The 21791-nt window shown below is 70.6% G+C and carries 14 protein-coding genes and 3 pseudogenes; 4 read left to right on the top strand and 13 right to left on the bottom strand.

What is annotated here, in order from left to right; all coding sequences use genetic code 11:
* Positions 1–50: 50 nt before the first annotated feature.
* The 8 genes and pseudogenes from FKM96_RS21835 to FKM96_RS13115 all read right to left on the bottom strand — a co-directional run.
* Positions 51–221 (bottom strand): annotated as a pseudogene (locus FKM96_RS21835) (low temperature requirement protein A); the annotation flags it as partial.
* A 106-nt stretch (positions 222–327) separates the two neighbouring features.
* A pseudogene (locus FKM96_RS21830) lies at positions 328–681 on the bottom strand (low temperature requirement protein A); the annotation flags it as partial.
* A gap of 452 nt (positions 682–1133) precedes the next feature.
* Positions 1134–2456, bottom strand: a complete 1323-nt coding sequence (locus tag FKM96_RS13140; protein WP_147795614.1) for a hypothetical protein — start codon at positions 2454–2456, stop codon at positions 1134–1136.
* Entirely contained in the window at positions 2453–4714 is a 2262-nt protein-coding gene (locus FKM96_RS13135) for an NACHT domain-containing NTPase (protein ID WP_147795613.1), read from the bottom strand. Before FKM96_RS13135 ends, FKM96_RS13140 begins: the two co-directional genes overlap by 4 nt.
* Before the next feature lie 144 nt (positions 4715–4858).
* On the bottom strand, positions 4859–6031 hold the full coding sequence (gene uxuA, locus FKM96_RS13130; protein ID WP_147795612.1) for a mannonate dehydratase: 1173 nt from the start codon (positions 6029–6031) through the stop codon (positions 4859–4861).
* A gap of 95 nt (positions 6032–6126) precedes the next feature.
* Complete coding sequence (locus tag FKM96_RS13125) at positions 6127–7431, bottom strand: ABC transporter substrate-binding protein (protein ID WP_147795611.1); 1305 nt, start codon at positions 7429–7431, stop codon at positions 6127–6129.
* Positions 7432–7509: 78 nt separating this feature from the next.
* Positions 7510–8310, bottom strand: a complete 801-nt coding sequence (locus FKM96_RS13120; protein WP_147795610.1) for a carbohydrate ABC transporter permease — start codon at positions 8308–8310, stop codon at positions 7510–7512.
* 2 nt (positions 8311–8312) lie between these two features.
* A complete protein-coding gene (locus FKM96_RS13115; protein ID WP_147795609.1) occupies positions 8313–9182 on the bottom strand; it encodes a carbohydrate ABC transporter permease in 870 nt (289 codons plus the stop codon).
* Between the two features lie 196 nt (positions 9183–9378).
* Here FKM96_RS13115 and FKM96_RS13110 point away from each other — a divergent pair, with 196 nt between their 5' ends.
* Positions 9379–10389 carry a LacI family DNA-binding transcriptional regulator gene (locus tag FKM96_RS13110; protein ID WP_246854972.1) on the top strand — a complete coding sequence of 337 codons (1011 nt, stop codon included), beginning with the start codon at positions 9379–9381 and terminating at the stop codon, positions 10387–10389.
* Positions 10390–10496: 107 nt separating this feature from the next.
* On the opposite strand, the gene FKM96_RS21630 is transcribed toward FKM96_RS13110, so the two are convergent.
* Positions 10497–11738, bottom strand: a complete 1242-nt coding sequence (locus FKM96_RS21630; RefSeq protein WP_246855383.1) for a beta-galactosidase domain 4-containing protein — start codon at positions 11736–11738, stop codon at positions 10497–10499.
* A 187-nt stretch (positions 11739–11925) separates the two neighbouring features.
* Positions 11926–13383: pseudogene (locus FKM96_RS21625) on the bottom strand (glycoside hydrolase family 2 TIM barrel-domain containing protein); the annotation flags it as partial.
* A gap of 265 nt (positions 13384–13648) precedes the next feature.
* Here FKM96_RS21625 and FKM96_RS13100 point away from each other — a divergent pair.
* Both FKM96_RS13100 and FKM96_RS13095 read left to right on the top strand, forming a co-directional pair.
* Positions 13649–15166 (top strand): alpha-N-arabinofuranosidase, encoded by a 1518-nt coding sequence (locus FKM96_RS13100; protein WP_147795608.1) that lies wholly within the window; start codon positions 13649–13651, stop codon positions 15164–15166.
* Between the two features lie 155 nt (positions 15167–15321).
* The gene (locus tag FKM96_RS13095; RefSeq protein ID WP_147795607.1) at positions 15322–15696 is read left to right on the top strand and encodes a hypothetical protein; all 375 of its coding nucleotides are present in this window, start codon (positions 15322–15324) and stop codon (positions 15694–15696) included.
* Between the two features lie 29 nt (positions 15697–15725).
* Here FKM96_RS13095 and FKM96_RS20730 read toward each other — a convergent pair whose 3' ends face one another.
* Entirely contained in the window at positions 15726–15878 is a 153-nt protein-coding gene (locus tag FKM96_RS20730; protein WP_168216978.1) for a hypothetical protein, read from the bottom strand.
* 252 nt (positions 15879–16130) lie between these two features.
* Here FKM96_RS20730 and FKM96_RS13090 point away from each other — a divergent pair, with 252 nt between their 5' ends.
* A complete protein-coding gene (locus FKM96_RS13090; protein ID WP_246854971.1) occupies positions 16131–18263 on the top strand; it encodes a serine hydrolase in 2133 nt (710 codons plus the stop codon).
* Positions 18264–18383: 120 nt separating this feature from the next.
* On the opposite strand, the gene FKM96_RS13085 is transcribed toward FKM96_RS13090, so the two are convergent.
* Together FKM96_RS13085 and FKM96_RS13080 are read right to left on the bottom strand one after the other, a co-directional pair.
* On the bottom strand, positions 18384–19847 hold the full coding sequence (locus FKM96_RS13085; protein WP_147795605.1) for a glycoside hydrolase family 1 protein: 1464 nt from the start codon (positions 19845–19847) through the stop codon (positions 18384–18386).
* A complete protein-coding gene (locus tag FKM96_RS13080) occupies positions 19844–21784 on the bottom strand; it encodes a glucose PTS transporter subunit IIA (protein WP_147795604.1) in 1941 nt (646 codons plus the stop codon). The genes FKM96_RS13085 and FKM96_RS13080 overlap by 4 nt, the downstream gene beginning before the upstream one ends.
* Positions 21785–21791 lie beyond the last annotated feature (7 nt).

Genomic DNA, 21791 nt, shown 5'->3' with positions numbered 1-21791 from the left:
CCGAACGTCAGCGCCACGCCCGCCAGCCCGAGCAACGCCGTCTCGACGGTCCAGCCGGACTCCTCGATGAGCGCCGCCAGCGCAAACGTCGTGCCGGTCAGCCCCTCGCCCACGGCGATGATGACGACCAGGCCGTAGCGCTCGGCGATGTGGTGCGGGTGCCACGGGGTGCCACCGTGCACGCGCTCGGCGACGACCGGCCCGACGAGCTCCAGCAGCACCAGCGGGACGACGAAGGCGAACGTCGTCGTGGTCGGCAGATCGAGCAAGGGCGAGCGTCACCCAGCCCACCTGCGCCGCGAGCAGGGTCGTGATGAACACGGCGACACTCGGCCGGCGGGCGGGGTCGGCGACCGCGGCGCGCGCCCACTGCAGCACCATCGGCACACGCATGACGACGTACCCGAGCACCAGCACCCGGTTGTCCAGGTGCTCGCCGGCGGCCAGCGACTCGAACATCGGCGGGACGCCCAGCGCGAGGATCAGCACGCCGACCATCTGCACCATCGTGGTGAGCCGGAACAGCCAGTCGTCGGTGTCGTAGGCCGAGGCGAACCACGTGAAGTTGATCCACGCCCAGGACACGGCGAACGTCGCGAAGGCGAACCCGATGATCGCCGGGCCGACGTGGCCGTCCGCCACCAGGACGGCCAGCTCCTCCGCGGTGCGGCCGAAGGCGATGACGAAGGTGAGGTCGAAGAGGAGCTCGAGCGGGGTGGCGGCGCGGCGTTCCTCGCGGGGGGTCGCGGCCGGTCATGCGGATGCGCAGGGGGGCGACGCGGGGGCGCATGATCGGTGCGGCGGGCCTCGTCACGAGTCGGATCTTGCCACGCGCCGTGGACGCGCGAACTGACGCACGCACGATCACCTGTACCGCCTGCGCTGCAATGCAGACGCGAGCTGCGGTGCGAGCATCGACCGCGTGGCCCACTTCGGACACGAGGAAGCAGACACGCAACCCACTCATCAGCCGGCGCGCAACCCATGCACCCTCCCCGGCTACCTCAGCCGAAATCTCCACGAGCGAGTGCGAGTTCGTGTCCGACGCGGTCAAGCACAACACCGCCGACCATGGGCGGCGCGCGATCCGCGCCACAGATCTTATCGAGGCGCCCCTCAGCTGCCGAAATACCTCATCTCGCGCACAGGTGAGGCCTGAAGACTGGCGTCACCGAGACCATCATTTCGCTAATCTGCAGCACGCCCAACTCGCACAGCGTCTGGACCAAGTTCTCGTCAACCTCCCTCAGCGCGCTCACAGCTTCGTGAGCGAGTTCGCCCTGAGGCAGAGTTGGAAAACGTGCAAGCACGTCTTCGAAGAGCCCAGCAACTTTCGGATTTTCGGCCACGAATGCGGTTTCGTACTTCTCAGATGCGAAAGCGCGAAGCGCCGCCGTCAGCACCCCCGAGCGCGGCAGTGTGAGCGCCTCGTCCGCGGATCTACCGGTGGCCCTGTGCGCAGAGAGCGTCAAGCGCTGCACGTGCGACAAAACCTGGAGCGCATCACGAGGATTTACACCGAGGCTGCCATTTCCAAGATGTTGGTCGGCAATCGAGGCCACCGAGACGCCGCCCAGGCACAGTTCACGGAACGCATCCGAGGAGTCCCCGAGGCGGATTTCGCAGACAGCCTCCACTTCACTCGGGGTCCAGTCGAGTGGGTATAGGTAGGGCAGCACATGTGATGCCTCTGGCCACCCTTGACGACGACACGCGTAGAGCACCTCGGAGCGAACTGGTACGTAAGTCGACACTACTCCCGCTTGGTGCAAACCAATAATCGCACGAAGTGCGCCAGGAAGCACCGATATGAGCAGGTCCGACCCGAGAGCGTCGAGGCGATCGAGCAATACGACCAGTCGACCACTATCACACAACAGGCGCCTCAGTTCAGCACAGTAAGCTATCAATCCGGAAAGAACGTCCTCAGAAGGATCGTCATTCGAGAGATCACCGGCTCCTAGCCCGAAAACAGGTTGCCCCTGATCGTCGAATTGCATCTCGACACGGAGCGCTTTGACGAGACTCGCGAGCGAGTTCCTTCGCCTTCCAACCGGGGAGGCGAATCGGGCTCCATCGGCTTGCAGCTTTTTCGGGACGGTGATGTTCAGATCGCGGACACACCAGCCAAGAATCAGCATTTCCCATACGGCTTGCGCGGCCGCCCCTTCCAAACCGGCGAGGGCTTCGAGGACAATGGGGTCAGAGAACTCAACCGAGTTTGCGATAGTCACCACAGTGGCACCCCGAGCCAACTCTTGTTGTTGGAGATCGAGAAGCAATCGGGACTTGCCCACGCCTTTAGACCCTGTTACGACGAGATACTCACCATCGAGAACATCAACGGCCGCGCCCGAGTTCCAGTACGAAACCGGGTCCGCGTCGACCCCTTGTGCTTCCGTGAGCCCTTTACCGAAACGAATTCCCCGCAGTTCGCGCGCGGTCAGCGGACTCACCGGCCAACCTCGACGATGTTGACGTCGATCGCCGCCCAAAAATCGATCACACGACCACGCAAGTCGCTGGAAAGGTGATCAAGATTGGCACTGAGCGCGAGAGCAGCAGCTAGCCCTTCCTGTGGCCGAAAAGCCAATGAAGACGTACCCGCTGACGAAACGTTTACTCTCGCGACTAGGCCGTTGTCGTCCAAGGCCTCAACGACGTCTCGCACACCACGCCCAAGGCGATCCAACTCGCTGTCTACGCCGCCGTGGAGGATCGAGGACCGGTCGAAGTGCCGCCTCAGAGATTGCAGGGCACGCGTTACCACTGGCGGGGCTTCGATCACGAACTCCGGCGCAGCCGCTGCAGGCAGGCCACACGCAGCAAGCAACCGACGACCTTGGTCACTCGTACCCGGCTCCAGAACCGTGCGCCCGTCTCGATGCATGTACCGAAGCCGAGCGAAATTCTCGCATTCTGCGCCTCGTATCTCCAGACGCGTATACTCGGTAAGCGTCACGGAAGTGAATGAGACATCCTCCGCCGTGCAGTCAACGAATACCGTGCCCTGCAGATCCGTGCTATCAAATGTGACACGCTGCATGTCGCATGAGACAACGGATCGTCGCTTCATTGCCACATCGCCGAGGTAGATATCGCGGACGTCGAGACGAGACTCATCAGATTGTTGGCGCGCGCACATCACTTCCGACACGATCGAGGCACGCAACAGCGGAAGCGGCATATCGACCATCCCGTCGACCAAGTCCTGTCGTGACATGGTCTTGAGGAGACGGCGCGCAGCAACAGCTCCGCTGTCGATCGGGATGCGACGCTCCGGGATCCCGAACAGCTCACTCCCGGAATCTTGAAAGAGCACCGCCGAAACCTCGCGCCCCAAGAACACGTTCTGGAAGAGTTCGTGCTCGAACGCCACCGTGTGGGGGCGCGGTCCCGCCTGCAAGCACGCCCGCGAGACCGCAATTTCGCGGAAAGCCCCGCGCCCCTCTTCGGTGAACTCGAGCATCTCCGCCCAGATCTCCGCGACCTCATCGACTTCGGTCTGGGAGAGGAATGTCGTCTCCTGTGTCCACATCGTCCGTGCGAGCTCCTGAAGAAACCCGGCGAACTCGCCGAGTCCAATCTTGTCGCGCTCTCCGACTGCAATCTTGCTTTCAACTTCTCGACGGATGTAGGAATCAACCAGCGATTCGATCGGATCGTCAGGCCCAGTTAGTGGCGGGAGGGCGTCACCCGAAAGCGCCATCTGATTGACAAAGAGCGGCTTCTTGAGCACCTCACGCTCGCCTGGCAGATCGCGGTAGAAATGCTTGAGCGACTCCGCGCGTTGACTCGGGATCACACCCGCTTCGACGACACGATCGAGATAAATCGAGATGTCGTCGAACGACCAGTCGATCACCTCCGCTGGCTCGAACGCCAGCGTGGCAGCAACCTTCTCGGAGTCCAGCCGGTCAACCTCGTCTATGAACTTTTGCTCGTAGTATGACGACCGAGCAGCAGCCACAAGGGATCCCGAGCCGTCGAGTTGATCGATCAGCGAAGCAAGCGAACCGAACGCTTCGGCGTACGTCCCCTGCCCCCCGACCATCTCGTCAAATCCGTCCACCACAAGGCGAATGAGGCGCGCGCGGACCAATACGACGAGTCGGCTATAATTGATATATCCGACGTCGAGGTCATTGGCCAGAACGGACGTGATCGCGTCGCTCATCTGCACGAGCGCTCGGTCCTTTGCGCTGACAATGAGGAAGAGATGCTCGGCGGTGCCGGAGAGGAAGTCAGTGGCCGCTTGCCTAGCAACCTCTTCCAACAGGTAGCTCTTCCCCACACCCGGATCGCCCATCAGGAACAGAAGGCGTGTGGAATCGCCCCTCGGCTCCGTGAGCTCCAAGATCGCCTGAGATCCGGTAAGGAGTTGCGGTCGGCCATTTTCGTCGGTGGATCGAATGGGCGGATCGACGAACACACGAGATCGGTCGGGAGAATCCCCAAGCATCTGGCGTGCCACCTTCTCCAGGTTACCCATGTACCGATGGGCAAGGAACTGCTGGTACGTCAGCAAGTCGCCGCAGAAGCTGATGGCCGGCGTCGCTTCATCGACGTCGAGGATGTTTGCCTTGAGGCGTCGATCACGAAAAGTCCATGACAACTCGACACCCTCGGCCGTTGTCGCGTACTCGACTGCGGTTCCACGGTCCGCAAACCGCACCACGTCGTCCCGCACCCGCTCGATGAGTGAAACCGTCATGGCCGGATCGTATCGGTTCCAGCCGTTCTCGTGGCCGGATCCATTACGACCTCGCTGGCGAGTGCGCACCGAGGCCGAGAAGACTCCTCGTCGGTCCCCATACGCCGTATGGACGGTAAGTCGCCCGGAGCCGACTCCGCTCGGTCATCGAGTCGCCGTCCGCACCGCCCGCTCCACCCCCCGCAGCTCCGCCAGCCCCCGCATCCGCCCGTACAGCGAGTACCCCGGGTTCGTCACCCGCGCCCGGTCGTCCAGCAGCACGTGCCCGTGGTCCGGCCGCATCGGGATCGGCGCGGCACCAGGCCCCCGCCGAGCCTCCTCAGCCACCAGCTCCGAGATCACCGCCACCATGTCCGCGTCCCCGTCCAGGTGCGCCGCCTCCGTGAACGACGCCCCATCCGCGTCCAGCCTCACCGACCGCAGGTGCGCGAAGTGGATCCGCGACGCGAACCGCAGCGTCATCTCCACGACGTCGTTGTCCGCCCGTGACCCGTACGACCCGACGCACATCGTCAGCCCGTTGAACTCCGACGGCGCCGCCTCCAGCACCGCAGCAGCATCCGACGCCGTCGACACCACCCGCGGCAGCCCGAACATCGGCCGCGGCGGGTCGTCCGGGTGGATCGCCATCCGCACGCCGACCTCCTCGGCCACCGGGATGACCGCCGAGAGGAACGACCCCAGCCGCGCCCGCAGCACCGACGCCGGCACGTCGTCGTACGTCGCCAGCGCCTCCCGGAACCGCCCGAGGTCGTAGTGCTCCTCGGCCCCCGGCAGGCCGGCCAGGATCGTCGAACGCAGCCGCGCCCGCGCCCCATCGTCGAGCCCGTCCCACAGAAGCGCAGCCGCCTCGGCCTGCGCCGCCGTCCAGTCCCCCGCAGCCCCCGGCCGCGCCAGGTCGAACAGGTCGAACGCCGCCAGCGCCACCGCGTCGAACCGCAATGCCAGCGCCCCGTCCGGCATCTCGTAGGACAGGTCGGTCCGCGTCCAGTCCAGGACGGGCATGAAGTTGTAGCAGACGACGTCGAGCCCGCACGCGGCCAGGTTCCGCAGCGTCTCCTGGTACGCCTCCACCGCCGCCGAAGCCAGCGGCCCGCCCGTCTTGATGTCCTCGTGCACCGGCACGCTCTCCACCACGTCCCACGACAGCCCGGCCGCCTCGATCTCGGCCTGCCGCGCGCGGATCTCGTCAACGGGCCACACGGAACCGTTCGGGATGTGGTGCAGCGCGGTCACGATCCCGGTCGCGCCGGTCTGCCGGACCTCGGCCAGGGTGATCGGGTCGGCGGGGCCGAACCATCGCCAGGTGTGCTTCATCGCAGTTCCCTCCACTGGTTCACAGGACAGACAAAACGGCAGCCCGGGGCCCCAGCACACAGGGACCCCGGGCCGTCGTCACGCACGGAACGCGCTCACATGTTCAGCGTCGCGAGCTCCGTGGCCGGGTCCGCGCCGTTCGCGATGTTCTGCAGCACGACCCCGAGGTCGTTCTCCAGGCCGTCGTTCTCCGAGGTGAGCTTCCGCGGGAACTCCGCGTCGGCGAGCGCGTCGGTGACGATCTGCACGGACTCCAGCGCGACCGGGTTCTCGTCGGCCGACAGCTCGGCGGACACACCCTCCGCGGCCGGGAAGCCCTGCATCGTGTTGACCCAGATCTGCTGGCCCTCGCCGACGGCCAGGAACTCCGCGAACTTCTGCGCGGCCTCGAGCTTCGGGCCCTCGAGCTCGGCGCTCAGCGCGATGGAGTAGTCGACGCCGGAGACGGCCTTGGCCTCGTTGTCGCCGAGGGTCGGCATCGGCGCCATGCCGAGCACGTCGTCCGCGACCGCGGAGCCCGGGGTCTCGGCGTTGCCGGACAGGGTGGCCGACACGTGCCACGAGCCGGTCGGCATGGCGAGCGCCTTGCGGGCGAGCAGGTAGTCGTCGCGGGCCGACGGGTAGATGGTCGTCGACGTCGCTCCCTCCTGGAAGACGCCGTTGTTGAAGAGCTCCGCCCAGCGCTCGGCCGCGGCGACCAGCGGCTCCGCGTCCCACGAGCCCTCGCCCGACGCGGCCTCGTAGATCGCCTCGCCGTCGCCGAACTGCGTGCTCAGCCAGACGAAGAAGTCGTCCGCGTGCCACGCGTCGGCGGCCCCCATCGCGAACGGCGTGTAGCCGGCGGCGCGGGCGGCCTCGGACACGGCGAGCAGCGACTCGTAGTCGGTCGGCAGCTCGAGGCCGAGCTCGTCGAACAGCGTCTGGTTGTAGAGGTAGAACTCGGAGCCGGCGGTGAGGATCGGCACCGCGGCGACGACGCCGTCGGAGGTGGTGACCGAGTCGAGCAGCTCGGGCTTGATGCCGTCGATCCACTCGCTCGCGTACTCCTCGGTGTCGAGCGCGTAGTCGGCGTAGTCGTCGAACGCCGAGCCGACCTGGATGCCGTAGATGTCCGGCACCTCGCCGGCCAGGATCAGGTTGTCGAGCTCGCCCAGGTAGTCGCCGGCGCCCTCGGCACCCTCGTACTGGATGGTGATGTCGGGGTTCTCGGCCTCGAAGGCGTCGATGATGTCGGCGGCCTGGTCGACGGTCGGGATCCACGACCGGTAGACGAGGGTGACGGAGCCGTCGTCGGCCACGCCGTCGTCGCCGCCCGAGCCGCAGCCGGCGAGGAGCAGGGCCGCGGAGGCGGTGGCCGCCCCGGCGAGGAGGAAACGCCGGGAGGTGCGGGTGGTGCGCATCGGTTCTCCTGAGGGGTTCGACGTTGAACTGCAGGTCAGCGCGCCGCGTGGGTGCGGCGCTGGGAAAGGAAAGGAGCGTCAGCTCTTCACCGCGCCGGCCGTGAGGCCCGACTGCAGGTAGCGCTGGCTGAACAGGTAGACGATCACGGACGGGATCGTCATGAGGACGAGGCCGGCGTACAGCTGGCCGATCTGCTCCTGGGACATCCGCTCGTACTGCAGGAGAGCGACGGCCGCGGTCACCGGGAACTTCGACTCCGAGGACAGCAGCAGGTTCGGGAGCAGGTACTCGTTCCAGCAGTACACGAACGACAGCACGGAGACGTTCGCGAGCACCGGTCCGGAGAGCGGCAGGAAGATCTTCGTGAACACGCCGAACGGCCGGGCGCCGTCGATCGTGGCCGCCTCGACCAGCTCGGCCGGGATGCCGTCGAAGTGGTTCTTCATCAGCAGCAGCATCACGAGCACGTTGAACGCGACCAGCGGGATGATCACGCCCACGTAGGAGTCGCGCAGGCCGAGGTCGTTCATGGTCGCGAACAGCGGGGTCACCACGGACGCGACGGGGATGGCCATGCAGGCGAGCAGCGCGCGGTACAGGAACGTCCGCCCGCGGAACCGCATCCGCGCGAACGCGAACCCGGCGAGCGAGGAGATGATCACGATGATCACCGTCGAGCCGCCGGCCAGCAGGAAGCTGTTCCCGATCGCCGACCAGTAGTCGAACCGCGGGTGGTTCAGGACCGCCTCGTAGTTGCCGGCGCCGCCGACCTTGAACGACTCCACGAACGCGATGACGATCGGGTAGATCCACATCGCGGCGAGGACGCACAGGACGGCGTACATCACCGTCCACATGAGGGTCTTCTGGTTGCGCACGACTACTTCTCCCTGCTGCTCAGGCGGGTCTGGACCAGGGACAGGACGAACGCGGCGACGAGGATGAAGATCCCGATGGCCGACGAGTAGCCCGCGTCCCGGTTGAGCCGCTCCTGGTAGAGGAACGTGCTGAGGAAGTGCGTCGAGACGCCGGGGCCGCCCTGGGTGGTGAGCCAGACCGTGTCGAAGGTCTTCAGCGAGCCGACGATGCCGAGCAGGATCAGCACGCCGGTCGTGCCCTTGAGCGACGGGACGGTGATCGAGAACAGCCGCCGCCACCAGCCGGCGCCGTCGAGGGACGAGGCCTCGTAGAGCTCGTCGGGGATCGACATCAGGCCGCTGAAGTAGACCATCATCGAGAAGCCCATCCAGGCGAACACGTTGATGACGACGATCGACCAGACGCCGAGGTCGGCGCCGAGCCACAGGATCGAGTCGTTCTCGCCCAGCACGCCGAGCGCCCGCAGCGTCTCGTTCAGCGAGCCGTAGTTCGCCTCGAACATGTACTTGAAGACCGTCGCGATGATCGCGGGGGCCATGGCGATCGGCAGGAAGAAGATCGCCTTGAAGAAGTTGGCCCCGGGCATCCGCTCCTTGGCGATGACCGCGATCAGCAGGCCGAGGACGGTCTGCAGGAAGACGGTCGCCACCATGAACACGAGCGTGTTCCGCAGGGCGATGTAGAACGTGCGGTCCTGGAACAGGCGCTCGTAGTTCTCGAGCCCGATGAAGTCCATCCGGGTCAGGCCGTTCCAGTCGGTCAGGCTGGCCCAGACGGCGAAGCCGACCGTGTAGTACAGGAGCGCGCCGGCCAGCACGACGATCGGGGCCACGTACAGGTAGGGGGCCCATCGGCCGCCGAACTGCCGCATCGCGGTTCTCCTAGGTCATCGTTGAACTAAGGCCTCCCGGCCGAGGCGCGGGAGGGTGGGTGGTTCAACGTCGTAGTTCGACGTTGAACGTTGGGACCGTAGCACAGGTACGATCAGCCCGACGAGCCCGCCGCCGGGTGGTTCCACTGGTCGAGCAGACCGGGACGAACCGGCACCGATCGGGCGCAGGGGCACGATGACGAGGGGATTCTCGATGGCGCGAGTGCGGCTCGCCGACGTCGCCGAGCGGGTGGGCGTCAGCACCAAGACGGTGTCGAACGTGGTGAACGGCACCGGCTGGGTGAGCGCGCCCGTGCGCGAGCGGATCCTCGCCACGATCGCCGAGCTCGGGTACCGGCCGAACCTCGCCGCGCGGCAGCTGCGCAGCGGGCACAGCGGGCTGATCGGCCTGTGCGTGCCGAGCCTGCGCGAGCCGTACTTCGCGGAGTTCGCGTCGGAGTTCGTGTCCGCCGCGGAGGCGCGCGGGTCGACGGTCCTCGTCACGCAGTCGAAGGGCAACCGGCAGGTCGAGCTCGCGATGCTCGAGAACGAGGATCTGCCGGCCATCGACGGCCTGGTGTTCAGCCCGCTGACGCTGACCCGCGAGGACACCGAGGCGCGCCGGTCGACGATCCCCCTGGTGCTGATCGGCGAGCACGGCGAGGCGCTCGCGTCCGACGCCATCGCGCACGTCGGGCCGGACAACGCCGCGGCGGCCGAGGTCGCGACCCGCCACCTGATCGAGCAGGGCCGCACGCGGATCGCCGCGGTCGGCCTGCAGCAGGGCGACGAGGACACCACCGGCCACGTGCGGTTCGAGGGCTACCGGCGCGCGCTCGCCGCCGCGGGGATCCCGCTCGACCCGGCGCTGCTGGTCGAGGTCAAGGACTACCACCGGTCCGAGGGCTCCGCCGCGATCGAGCAGCTGCTGGCCGACGGCATCGACTTCGACGGGGTGTTCTGCTTCAACGACTCGCTGGCGTTCGGGGCGCTCTACACGCTCGGCGTACACCGGGTCGCAGTGCCGGACAAGGTCGCCGTCGTCGGGTACGACAACATCGAGGAGGGCGGGTTCCTGGTCCCGCCGCTGACGACGATCGACCCCGGCCTGGCGACGTCGACCGGGCTGATCCTCGACCTGCTGATCGGCGCACGGAAGGGCGAGGGCGGGCACATCGGGACGCCGTTCAGCCTCGTGGAGCGCTGACCGCACACGCCCCAAACGCCGAGCGGGCAGTTGATGTCGCCTTCCGGGGTGCGGAAAAGACATCTACTGCCCGCTCGGCGAGCGGGGCGCGGGACGGGCGCGGGGCGTCAGCCCGCGGTCAGGCGCAAGGTCAGCTCGGCCGGGGCCGGGCGCAGGACCGCGTTCGGGAGCACGCCCGGGCCGCACGCGGCCGAGCCCAGGCCGTGCTGGGCGGCGTCCAGGTGCACGTAGAGCTTCCCGTCCGGGGTGAGCTCGTGCGGGTGCGCCGCCACGTCCAGCGCGCGGTCGGACCACGGCCGCAGCGACAGCTCGACGCCCGCGCGCGGGACCCCGCCGTAGACGGTCGGGCCCGCGTCGAGCGTCAGCGACGAGCCGTCCGCGAACGCCAGCGCCGCGTGCGTGACGCCCCGGCGCGCGCCGTTCTCCTGCGGGTGCGTGTACCGGGTCTGCAGGTCGCGCACGGTGTGCGACCACGCGCCGGCCACGGCGGCCTTCGCGGAGTCGGCGTACGACTCGTCCGGACCCAGCCCGAGCCACGAGACCGCCACGTCCTCCGCGGCCGCCTCGTCCAGCGTCAGCAGCAGGCCCAGCCGCGCGATCGACCCGTCCCACCGCCCGTCGGGCACGATCCGCACCCGCAGGTCGACCGACCCGGCGGCCCCCGACGACCACACGTACGTCGTCCGGAACCCGTTCCGGGTCCGCGGGCCGGCCGTGCGCGCCTCGACCACGAGCGCCCCGTCGGCGTCGAGCGCCGCCGAGATCTTGCGCTCGGCGAGCAGGTGCAGGCCGTGCTCCTTCCAGACCGCCTCGTCCGACGGCCCGACCCACATGCCCGACCGGCGGTCGTTGTCGGTCGGCGCGCGCCAGGCGTCGACCCGCAGCTCGGCGACCCGGCGGCCGTGCAGGGCGACCAGGTTGCCGACCTCGTCGAACCGCGCGGGCCCGACGACGTACGAGCCGTCCGCCTCCTCCCGCGCGCCGCCCGGGGCCACGTCCGCGAGCGGCACCGCCGGGACGACGGCCACCTGCCCGGTCGCGACGGTCCACGGGCCGCCCTCGAACCAGGACGCGTCGAGGTCGTCGGCCGCGTGCTGGACCGCGCGCAGGGTCCAGGAGGTCGGCGTGTGGTCGGCGGCGGGGAGCGGAAGGTCGACCGGCGGCCGCACCTCGCGCGACTCCCCCGGGGCCAGCGCGCCCAGGTCGAGCACCCCCGTCGCCAGGACGTCGGCTCCGTGCGCCAGCGTCCACTCGAACGCCAGGTGCGCCGTGTGCCGGAACGCGTACCGGTTCCGCACCAGCAGCGCGTCGCCGCCGTCGACGGCGTCGATCCGCACCGGCGCGAACACCGCCGCGACCTCGCGCAGCGACGGCGACGGGGTCCGGTCCGGCAGGACCAGCCCGTCCGCGACGAACGTGCCGTCGTGGAACAGCTCCCCGAAGTCGCCGCCGTACGCCGCGAACTCGTGGCCCTCGGGCGTCGCGCCGGGACAGGCCGTGGTCGATCCACTCCCAGATGAACCCGCCCATGAGCCGCGGGTAGCGGTCGAACAGGTCGTCGTAGTCCGACAGCCCGCCCGGGCCGTTGCCCATCGCGTGGGCGTACTCGCACTGCACGAACGGCATCAGCCGGCGGCGCGCGTCGGCCTCGGGCCGGGCCAGCTGCGGGTCCACACCGCGGCCGATGAGCTCGGTGTGCTCGCTCGTCGCGTACATCCGGGAGTAGACGTCGACCTCGTCGGACGACCAGTCGCCCTCGTAGTGGATCGGCCGAGTCGGGTCGAGCGCCCGGACCGCGCGGGCCATGGCGCCGACGTTGCAGCCGCCGCCCGCCTCGTTGCCGAGCGACCACAGGATGATGCTCGGGTGGTGCGCGTCGCGGCGGACCATGCGGGTCACGCGGTCGACCAGCACGTCCTCCCACGCCGGGTCGTCCACCGGGTTGCCCGGCCAGCGCCCGTCCTCCTGCTCGAACCCGTGCGTCTCGAGGTCGTTCTCGTCGATGACGTACAGGCCGTGCCGGTCGCACAGGTCGAGGAAGTGCGGGTGCGGCGGGTAGTGGCTGGTCCGCACGGCGTTGACGTGGTGCCGCTTCATGAGCAGCACGTCGGCCTCCATGAGCTCTGCGCCGACGGACCGGCCGCGCAGCGGGTCGAACTCGTGCCGATTGACCCCGCGCAGCTTCACGGGCGCGCCGTTGACCAGGAAGACGCCGCCCTCGATCGCGATGGTCCGGAAGCCGGCGTGCAGGACGATCCGCTCCCCCGGTGCCTGGACGACGACCTCGTACAAGTGCGGGCGCTCGGCGCTCCACGGCTCGACGGCGGCGGTCGCGGTCTCCCCCGGCGCCAGGTCGAGCCCGAGCGCCGGGACGGTGACCCGCGTGCCGGGGGCGGCGTCCTCGACGTCGACGCGCAGCGTGCCGGTGCCGGTCGCGTGGTCGTAGTCCGCCGTGATCCCGACGTGGCCGAGCCCGGCGGTCGGGCGGTGCTCCAGGGTCACGCTGCGGAAGATGCCCGACAGCCACCACTGGTCCTGGTCCTCGACGTACGAGTACGCCGACCACTGGGTGACCCGCACGGCGAGCAGGTTCTGCCCGGGCTGCAACGCGTCGGTGAGGTCGATCTCGGTCGGCAGGCGCGAGCCGTGCGACGTCGCGACGACCGTGCCGTTCACCGCGACCTCGAACCAGGAGTCGACGCCCTCGAACCGCAGGTAGGTGCGGCCGTCGACCGGCCAGTCCTCCGGGAGCTCGATCGTCCGGCGGTACTCGCCCGTCGGGTTCTCGTCCGGCACGAACGGCGGGTCGATCGGGAACGGGAACAGCTTGTTGCTGTACGCGGGCGTCCCGTACGGCCAGGCGTCCGGCGCCTGCGCGAGCTGCCAGTGGCTCGGCACCGCGATCGTGTCCCAGTCGTCGCCCGGGTCCTTGGGGTCGGCGCCGGTGCGAGCGGTCGGGTGCAGCCGGAACCGCCAGGGGCCGTCCAGGCTCACGCTGCGGGCGTCGGACGCGCCGGCCGGCGGCCGGAACCGCGCGGGGACGACGCCGGTGGGCGGTCGGACGGTGACGTGGTCGGTCACGGGCACTCCTCGTCGGGTGGGGTCGCTGCGGTGCGATCCGCCTCCGCAGTGTGCCAGCGGTCGGCGTCGTCGCGCTGTCTCGGCACCTAGGGTGGCCGGGCTAGTTCAACGATGGACTATAGTCGCCGGTGCCGCCGTAGTTCAACGCTGAACGCATCTCGACGAAGGGTCTCTCCCCATGCACTCCGCCACCGTCGTCATCGACCCCGCCTTCACGGTCGCCCCGGTCCGCCGCGGCACCTTCGGCACGTTCGTCGAGCACCTGGGCCGGTGCGTCTACACGGGCATCTTCGAGCCCGGCCACCCCACCGCGGACGCCGACGGGTTCCGCGGCGACGTGCTCGCGCTCGCCCGCGAGATGGGCGTCTCGACCGTGCGCTACCCCGGCGGCAACTTCGTGTCCGGCTACAACTGGGAGGACGGCGTCGGCCCGGTCTCCGACCGCCCGGAGCGGCTCGACCTCGCGTGGCACTCGACCGAGACCAACGCGTTCGGCCTGCACGAGTTCATGAAGTGGACCGAGGCGGCCGGCGTCGAGCCGATGATGGCGGTCAACCTCGGCACCCGCGGGCTGCCCGAGGCGATCGAGCTGCTGGAGTACGCGAACCAGCGCCGCGGCACCGCCCGCGCCGAGCAGCGCCGCGCCAACGGTGCCGACGAGCCGTTCGGCATCTCGTTCTGGTGCCTCGGCAACGAGATGGACGGCCCCTGGCAGCTCGGCCACAAGACCGCCCGCGAGTACGGCCGGCTCGCCGCCGAGACCGCGCGCGGCATGCGGCAGATCGTCCCCGACCTGACGCTGGTCGCCTGCGGGTCGTCGTCCTCCGGCATGCCGACGTTCGGCACCTGGGAGCGCGAGGTGCTCGAGGAGTGCTACGACCAGGTCGACCTGATCTCGGCGCACGCGTACTACCGCGAGCAGGACGGCGACCTCGGCTCGTTCCTCGCGTCGGCGCAGGACATGGACCACTTCGTGGCGACCGTCGCCGCGACGGCGGACGCGGTGGGCGCGGCGCGCAAGACCGCCAAGCGGATCAACATCTCGTTCGACGAGTGGAACGTCTGGTACCACGAGGACGAGTCCAAGCTCCCGAAGGGCGAGGACTGGCCGGTCGCCCCGCGGCTCGAGGAGGACGTCTACACCGTCGCCGACGCGGTGGTCGTCGGGAACCTGCTCATCTCGCTGCTGCGGAACTCGGACCGGGTGCACTCGGCGAGCCAGGCGCAGCTCGTCAACGCGCTCGCGCCGATCATGACCGAGCCCGGCGGCCCGGCGTGGCGGCAGACGACGTTCCACCCGTTCGCGCTGACGTCGCGGTACGCGCGCGGCGAGGTGCTGCGGGTGGCGGTGGACGCGCCGACGTACGAGAACGCGCGGTTCGGCTCGTCGGCCCTCGTCGACGCGGTGGCGACGTACGACGCGTCGACCGGGGACGTCGCGGTCTTCGCGGTGAACCGGGCCGTCGACGGGCCGACGACGCTGCGGGTGGACCTGCGGGGCGTCGGGGCGGTCGAGGTCGTGGAGGCGCTGACCTACGCGCACGACGACGTGCACTGGCGCGCGACGCAGGAGGACGCGGAGACGGTGCTGCCGCGGGCGAACGCGAGCGCGGCTCTCGGGGAGGACGGCGTCCTGACGGTCGAGCTGCCGGCGGTGTCCTGGTCGGTCCTGCGCCTGCGCGGCGCGGGCGCCTGACGCCCGCGGCACGGCGGCCGCCGCCGGCCGCGCGCCGCGGCTGACGCCGAGTGCCTATCGGACACGTCGAGTGCCTATCCGCTGGATAGGCACTCGACGTGTCTCATGCGCACTCGCCGCCGCCCGCGGCAACCGGCCACCGCTAGCCTGGCGCGATGCTGCCCGCGGACTGGATCGAGCACCGGCGCGCCGACGACCGCGAGCTGCTGGGCTGGATCCGCCCGGCGGGCGAGGAGTTCGTCGCGGTCGACCGGCTCGGGCGCGAGGTCACCGGCGCCGTCGACTGGCTCGCCGCCGAGGAGGCCCTCGACGAGCGCGGGCTGCGGTGGCTCGCGGAGCGGTGGTCGCTGATCCTCGACGACGGGACCGAGCAGCGCGTGCGGTTCGCGGAGGTCAGCCCGGAGCAGGTGGTGGTCGTCGCGGAGCAGTGGGGCGCTGTGCTGCCGGGCGCGCCGACCTGGACGCTGCCGTTCCCGGCGCCGGACACGCTGCGTCCGTTCGAGGGTGACGCGCACGTGTACGACGCCTGACCCCGCGGGCGCGGCGCCCCGTCGGCGCGTCAGGCGCGGCCCGCGGCACCGCCCCGCTTCGTGACCCGGCCCAGCAGCTCCTTGGCCTTGCGCTGGTTCTCGGGCTTCGACATCTCCCGGATCGCGACCTGCGCCGCCTTGGCCACGACCGCGCTCTTCAGCAGCTTGCCGACGTATCCCATGTCGTGCCTCCGATCGTTCGAGGGAGCGGCGACCGTAACCCGCCCTGCGCCCGAGCGCCCGCCGGGCGACGGGCTCCCCCGCGACCACCGGAACGTCCCTCCTCCGGCGCAGCGTTGCGTCCAAAGGCGCAACCTGCGGACCCCGCCCCGCGCCCGATGTGCCGCGCCGGCCCGCTCACGAGGCTGGAGGTGCAGGCCAGGGGTGCCGCCACCGGGACCTCCCGGACACCGCCCGGCCGCGAGGAGGCCGCCGTGCGCACCATCGACCGCGCGACCACACCCGGCGACGAGACCGCCGCACCGTCCGATCGTCGGCGCCCGGCCCGCCGCCGTACCGCTGCCGCCGCTCTCGCCGGTGCCGCGCTGCTCGTGGGGCTCACCGCGTGCGCCCCGGCCGCCCCGGCGCCGACCCCGGCCCCTGCGCCCGAGGCACCGGTCGCCGGCACCGCGCCCGAGACCCCTGCCGACCCCGCAGACCCCGCCGCGGACGCCGGCGCCCCGCCCGAGAGCCCCGCGACCCCCGCGCTCACCCGCGCCGACGTCGACGCCTGGCTCGACGGCTTCCTGCCCGCCGCCCTGGAGCGCACCGACATCCCCGGCGCGGCCGTCGCGGTCGTGCACGACGGCGAGGTCGTCACCACCCGTGGCTACGGCTGGGCCGACACCGGCACGGAGTCCGGCGAGGCCGTCCCCGTCGACCCCGACCGCACGCTGTTCCGCCCGGGCTCGGTGTCGAAGCTCGTCACCGCGACCGCGGTGCTGCAGCTGGTGGAGTCCGGCGACGTGGACCTGGACACCGACGTCGGCGCGTACCTCGACATCGACGTCCCCCGGTCGTTCGACGACCCGATCACGCTGCGCCACCTGCTCACGCACACCGCCGGGTTCGAGGAGCGGATCCGCGGGCTGATCGGCGCCGAGGGGACGCCGGTCGACCTGCGCGCCGCGCTCGCCACCGACCCGCCGGAGCAGGTGTACCGGCCCGGGACCGTGCCCGCGTACTCGAACTACGGCAACGCGCTGGCCGGGTACGTCGTCGAGCGGGTGAGCGGCGAACCGTTCGAGCAGTACGTCCAGGAGCACGTCCTGGCGCCCGCCGGGATGACGACGGCGACGTTCGACCAGCCGGTGCCCGAGGACCTGCGCGACCGGCTCGCGCTCGGGTACGGCACGGCGTCCGGCCCTGCGACGGGGTTCGAGGTCGTCGGGGTGCCGCCCGCCGGTGCCCTGTCGGCGTCGGCCGCGGACATGGCCCGGTTCATGCTCGCGCTGCTCGGCGAGCCCGCGACCGGCGAGCAGGTGCTGGCCGCCGGCTCGCTCGCGCTCATGCAGGAGCCCGCCCTCGACCAGGACGAGCTGGGCACGCTGGCCGGGGGCGCCCGGATGGGCCTCGGGTTCTTCCAGGAGGACCGGAACGGGCACCGGATCGTCGGCCACGGCGGCGACACCAACGCCTTCCACTCGCACCTGCAGCTGTACCCGGACGAGCGCACGGGCGTCTTCGTCAGCGTCAACGGCTCGGGCGCAGGGGCGCTCGACAGCATGGAGCTGCGCGAGCAGCTGACGCACGGCTTCGCGGACCGCTACTTCCCGCCGACCGACGCCGCCGACGCGACCGCCACCGACGCGACCGCCACCGCCGTCGACGCCGGCACCGCCCGCGAGCACGCCGCCGCCCTCGCCGGCGCGTACACCGACTCCCGGGCGATGCGCAGCACGTTCCTGCACGCCACCGAGCTGCTCGCGGTCACCCAGGTCACGGCCCAGGACGACGGCCGCGTGCTGGTCGCTCCCGGCCCGCTGACGGACCGCCCGGTCCTCTACGAGGAGGTCGAGCCGTGGGTGTGGCAGGAGGTCGGCGGCCAGCGGACCATCGCCGCGCGCGCCGAGGACGGCCGGGTCACGGCGATCGGCTACGACTCCGCGTTCACGCTGCTGCCCGCGGGCGCGGCGACCGGCGTCACGCTGCCGGCGCTGGGCGTCGCCACCGTGGTGCTGCTGGTGGGCGCGCTCGCCGGGCCGGTGGCCGCGCTGGTCCGCCGCGTCCGGCACCGCGCGCCCCGCGACCGGGCCGGGCGTCCCGCCCGGGTGCTGACCCGGATCGCCGCGGCGAGCGCCGTGCTCGCCGTCGCCGGCTGGGCGGTCGCGATCACGACGATCATGGGGCTGGTCGACCTGCCCGAGGGCGGCCTGCGCGTGCTGCAGGTGCTGCAGGGCGTGGGGATCCTCGGGCTGGTGCCGGCGACGGTCCGCGTGGTGGGTGACGTGCGGCGCCGCGCCGGCGGCTGGCGGGTGGCCGGCGGGGTGCTGGTGCTGCTCGCGCTGGGCGTGGTGGCGTGGTTCGCGGTGACGTACCGGCTGGTCGCGCCGAGCCTGTCGTACTGAGCGCCCGGGGCCCGCGACGCACGAAGCCCTACGGTCTCCGGCCGAGCCACCCGCGACAGGCGGTGGGCTCGCCGGAAACCGTAGGGCTCGCGGCCTGGGACGGGCAGCAGCGGCCGCGCGTCAGCCGCGCAGCGACTCCCCGTTCGTCCGGATGACCTCCTGGTACCAGTCGAACGACGCCTTCGGCGTGCGGGCCAGCGTCCCGTGACCCTCGTCGTCCTGGTCCACGTGGATCAGGCCGTACCGCTTGGACATCTGCGACGTCGACGCCGCGATGATGTCGAGCCCGCCCCACGCGGTGTACCCGAGCACCTCGACGCCGTCCTCGATGGCCTCGCCGATCTGCTCGATGTGCGTGCGCAGGTAGTGGATCCGGTACGGGTCCTCGACCCGCCCGTCGGGCCCGACCTCGTCCTTCGCGCCCAGGCCGTTCTCGACGACGAACAGCGGCACCTGATAGCGGTCCCACATGTCGCGCAGCGCGATCCGCATGCCGACCGGGTCGTGGTGCACGCCCCAGTCGGTGACCTCCAGGTGCGGGTTGCGGATGCTGGAGAAGATGTTGCCGCCGGTGATGCCGTACTTCGACGGGTCGGCCGCCGACACCAGCGACATGTAGTAGCTGAACGACAGGAAGTCGACCGTGCCCGCGGCCAGCTCCTCCGCGTCGCCCTCCTCCATCGCCACCGTGATGCCCTTGCGGGCCAGCAGCCGCGGCACGAACGTCGGGTACGCGCCGCGCACCTGGACGTCGGTGTGCAGCAGGTTGAGGTCGTTCGCCTCCAGCGCCTCCAGCACGTCGTCGGGGGCGCTGGTCGCCGGGTAGTGCAGCATCCGGGCGAGCATGCAGCCGACCTGCGCCGTCGGGTCGATCGACTTGATCAGCCGCACGGCGCGCGCGCTGGCCACGAACTGGTGGTGCAGCGCCTGCCAGGCCTTGGCCTCGGTGTGCTCGCCCTCGCGGGTGACGACGCCGCCGCCGGTGTACGGCTCCAGCAGGGTCGTGTTGATCTCGTTGAACGTGAGCCAGTAGGTCACCAGCGGGTGCAGCTCGCGCACGACGGTCTCGACGTACCGGGTGTACATCTCGATGACGCCGCGCTCGGACCAGCCGCCGCGGCCGTCGGCCACGAGCGCCAGCGGCATCTCGTAGTGCGACAGCGTGACGATCGGCTCGATGCCGTTGTCCCGCAGCCGGGTCAGCAGGTCCCGGTAGTAGTCGATCCCGGCCTGGTTCGGCTCCGCGTCGTCGCCGTTCGGGAAGATCCGGGTCCACGCGATCGAGATGCGCAGGGCCTTGATCCCGAGCTCGGCGAACAGCGCGATGTCCTCGCGGTACCGGTGGTAGAAGTCGACGCCGTACCGCTTCGGGTAGCCCTGGCCGCCCTCGACGGTCCGGGCGACGGCGATCTCCTCGTCCGAGGCCCGCATGAGCGCCTCGAGCGCGGTGTAGTTGCGCGCCTCCGGGGAGCGGAACGGCACGACGTCGGCGGTGGACAGCCCCTTGCCGTCGGCGTCGAAGCCGCCCTCGACCTGGTTGGCGGCGAACGCGGTGCCCCAGAGGAACCCGTCGGGGAAGGTCATCGGGTGGTCTCCAGTGCGTGCTCGAGGGTCTCGACGGCGAGCAGGCCGGCGCCGGCGGCCACGGTGCCCGCGGCGATCGGCTCGACGCCCGCGTACGCGGTCGCGTTGGTGACGACGACGACGGTGGTCGTGTCGTGGGTGGCCGCCACGGCGGGCAGGTCGACGGTGAGCAGGCGGTCGCCGACGGACACGCGGTCGCCGTCGGCGACGTGGGCCGTGAAGCCGCGCCCGCCGAGGTTCACGGTGTCGACGCCGACGTGCACCAGCACCTCGACGCCCTCGTCGGACTTCAGCCCCACGACGTGCTTGGTCGGGAACACCGTGACGACGGTGCCGGACACGGGGGCGACGACCTCGCCGTCGGTCGGCAGGACGCCGACGCCCTTGCCCATCGCGCCGCTGGCGAACGCACCGTCGCCGACCTCGGCCAGCGGGACGACGGTGCCGGCGACCGGGGAGGCGACGACCGGGCCGCCGTCGAGGGCCACGGCCGCGCCGGTCGCGGCGGCGGGGGCCGGGTCGGCCACGCCGGTCGAGCCGGCGGCGGCCGCGCCGCGGGTCAGCGGCGACTCGTCGAAGCCGATCACCAGCACGGCCACGAGCGCGCCGACGAACGACACCGCGATGGCGGCGACGGACCAGCCGAACGCCGGGCCGGCGAGCCCGGGCAGGCCCGGCAGGCCGGAGTTGCCCACGAGGGCGTACGCCTTCGCGCCGAACCCGAGCGCGATCGCGCCGCCCGCGGCGCCGCCGATCATGCTGGCGAGGAACACGCGGCGCATCGGGAGCAGCAGGCCGAACAGGCCGGGCTCGGACACGCCCATGAGGGCGGTGAAGCCGGTCGACAGCGACGTGGCGCGCACCTGGCGCGAGCGGGCGCGGATCGCGACGCCGAACAGCGCGCCGGCGACGGAGAAGATCTGCACGTAGGTCAGCGGCAGGAACGGGTCGTTGCCGAGCGTCGCGAGGTTGCCGAGGATGAACGGCACCAGGGCCGCGTGCATGCCGGTCATGATGATGAGCGACATGACGGCGCCGAGGAGGATGCCGGAGAACACGCCGCCGTGGGTGAGGAGCCAGTTCAGGCCGCCGGAGATCTGGTCGCCGATGATGGCGCCGAGCGGGCCGAGGGCCACGAGCGTGACCGGGCCGACGACGAGCATGCTGACCAGCGGGACCACGCTCAGGTGCAGGGCCGCGGGCAGCACCTTCTTGAGCCCGCGCTCCACCCAGGACAGCGCCCACACCGCGAGCAGCGCCGGGATCACCGTGTACGAGTAGGTCGTCGCGGTCACCGGCAGGCCGAGGAACGTGACGGGGTCGCCCGCCGCGAGCAGCGCGGCCAGGTTCGGGTATACCAGCGCCCCGGAGAGCGCCGCGGCCACGAACACGTTCGTCTGGAAGACGCGCGCAGCCGAGATCGCGATCATCACCGGCAGGAAGAAGAAGAACGCGTCACCGAGCGCGAACAGCAGCTGGTAGGTCTGCGTCTCCGTCGACATCCAGCCGAGCCACACGGCGAGCGCCAGGAGGCCCTTGATGAGGCCCGCGCCGGCGATGGCCGGCAGCAGCGGCGGGAAGGTCTTCGACAGGAAGCCGAAGAACCGGTCGCGGATGGTGCCGCCCGACGCGGCGGGGGCGCCCGCGGCGTCCGCGTCGTCCGCGTTCGGGTCGTTCACCTTCGCCACGAGGCCCGGGTGGGTCTCCTTGACCGCGGCGAACACCTTCGGCACGTCGTTGCCGATGATGACCTGGAACTGCTGCCCGCTGTCGTTGATCGCCTGCACGGCGCCGACGGCGCGGACCGCGGCCTCGTCGACGCGCGCGCGGTCGACGAGGCCGAACCGCAGGCGGGTGACGCAGTGGTAGAGCGAGGTGATGTTGTCCTCGCCGCCGACCGCCGCGACGATCGCGGCAGCGTCCTTCTCGTATGTCACGGTGCTC

This window comes from Cellulomonas sp. Y8 (genome assembly GCF_008033115.1).
GTDB lineage: Bacteria > Actinomycetota > Actinomycetes > Actinomycetales > Cellulomonadaceae > Cellulomonas.
The sequence above is the reverse complement of the archived record's forward strand: the minus strand, read 5'-3'. Positions and strand labels throughout refer to the sequence as shown.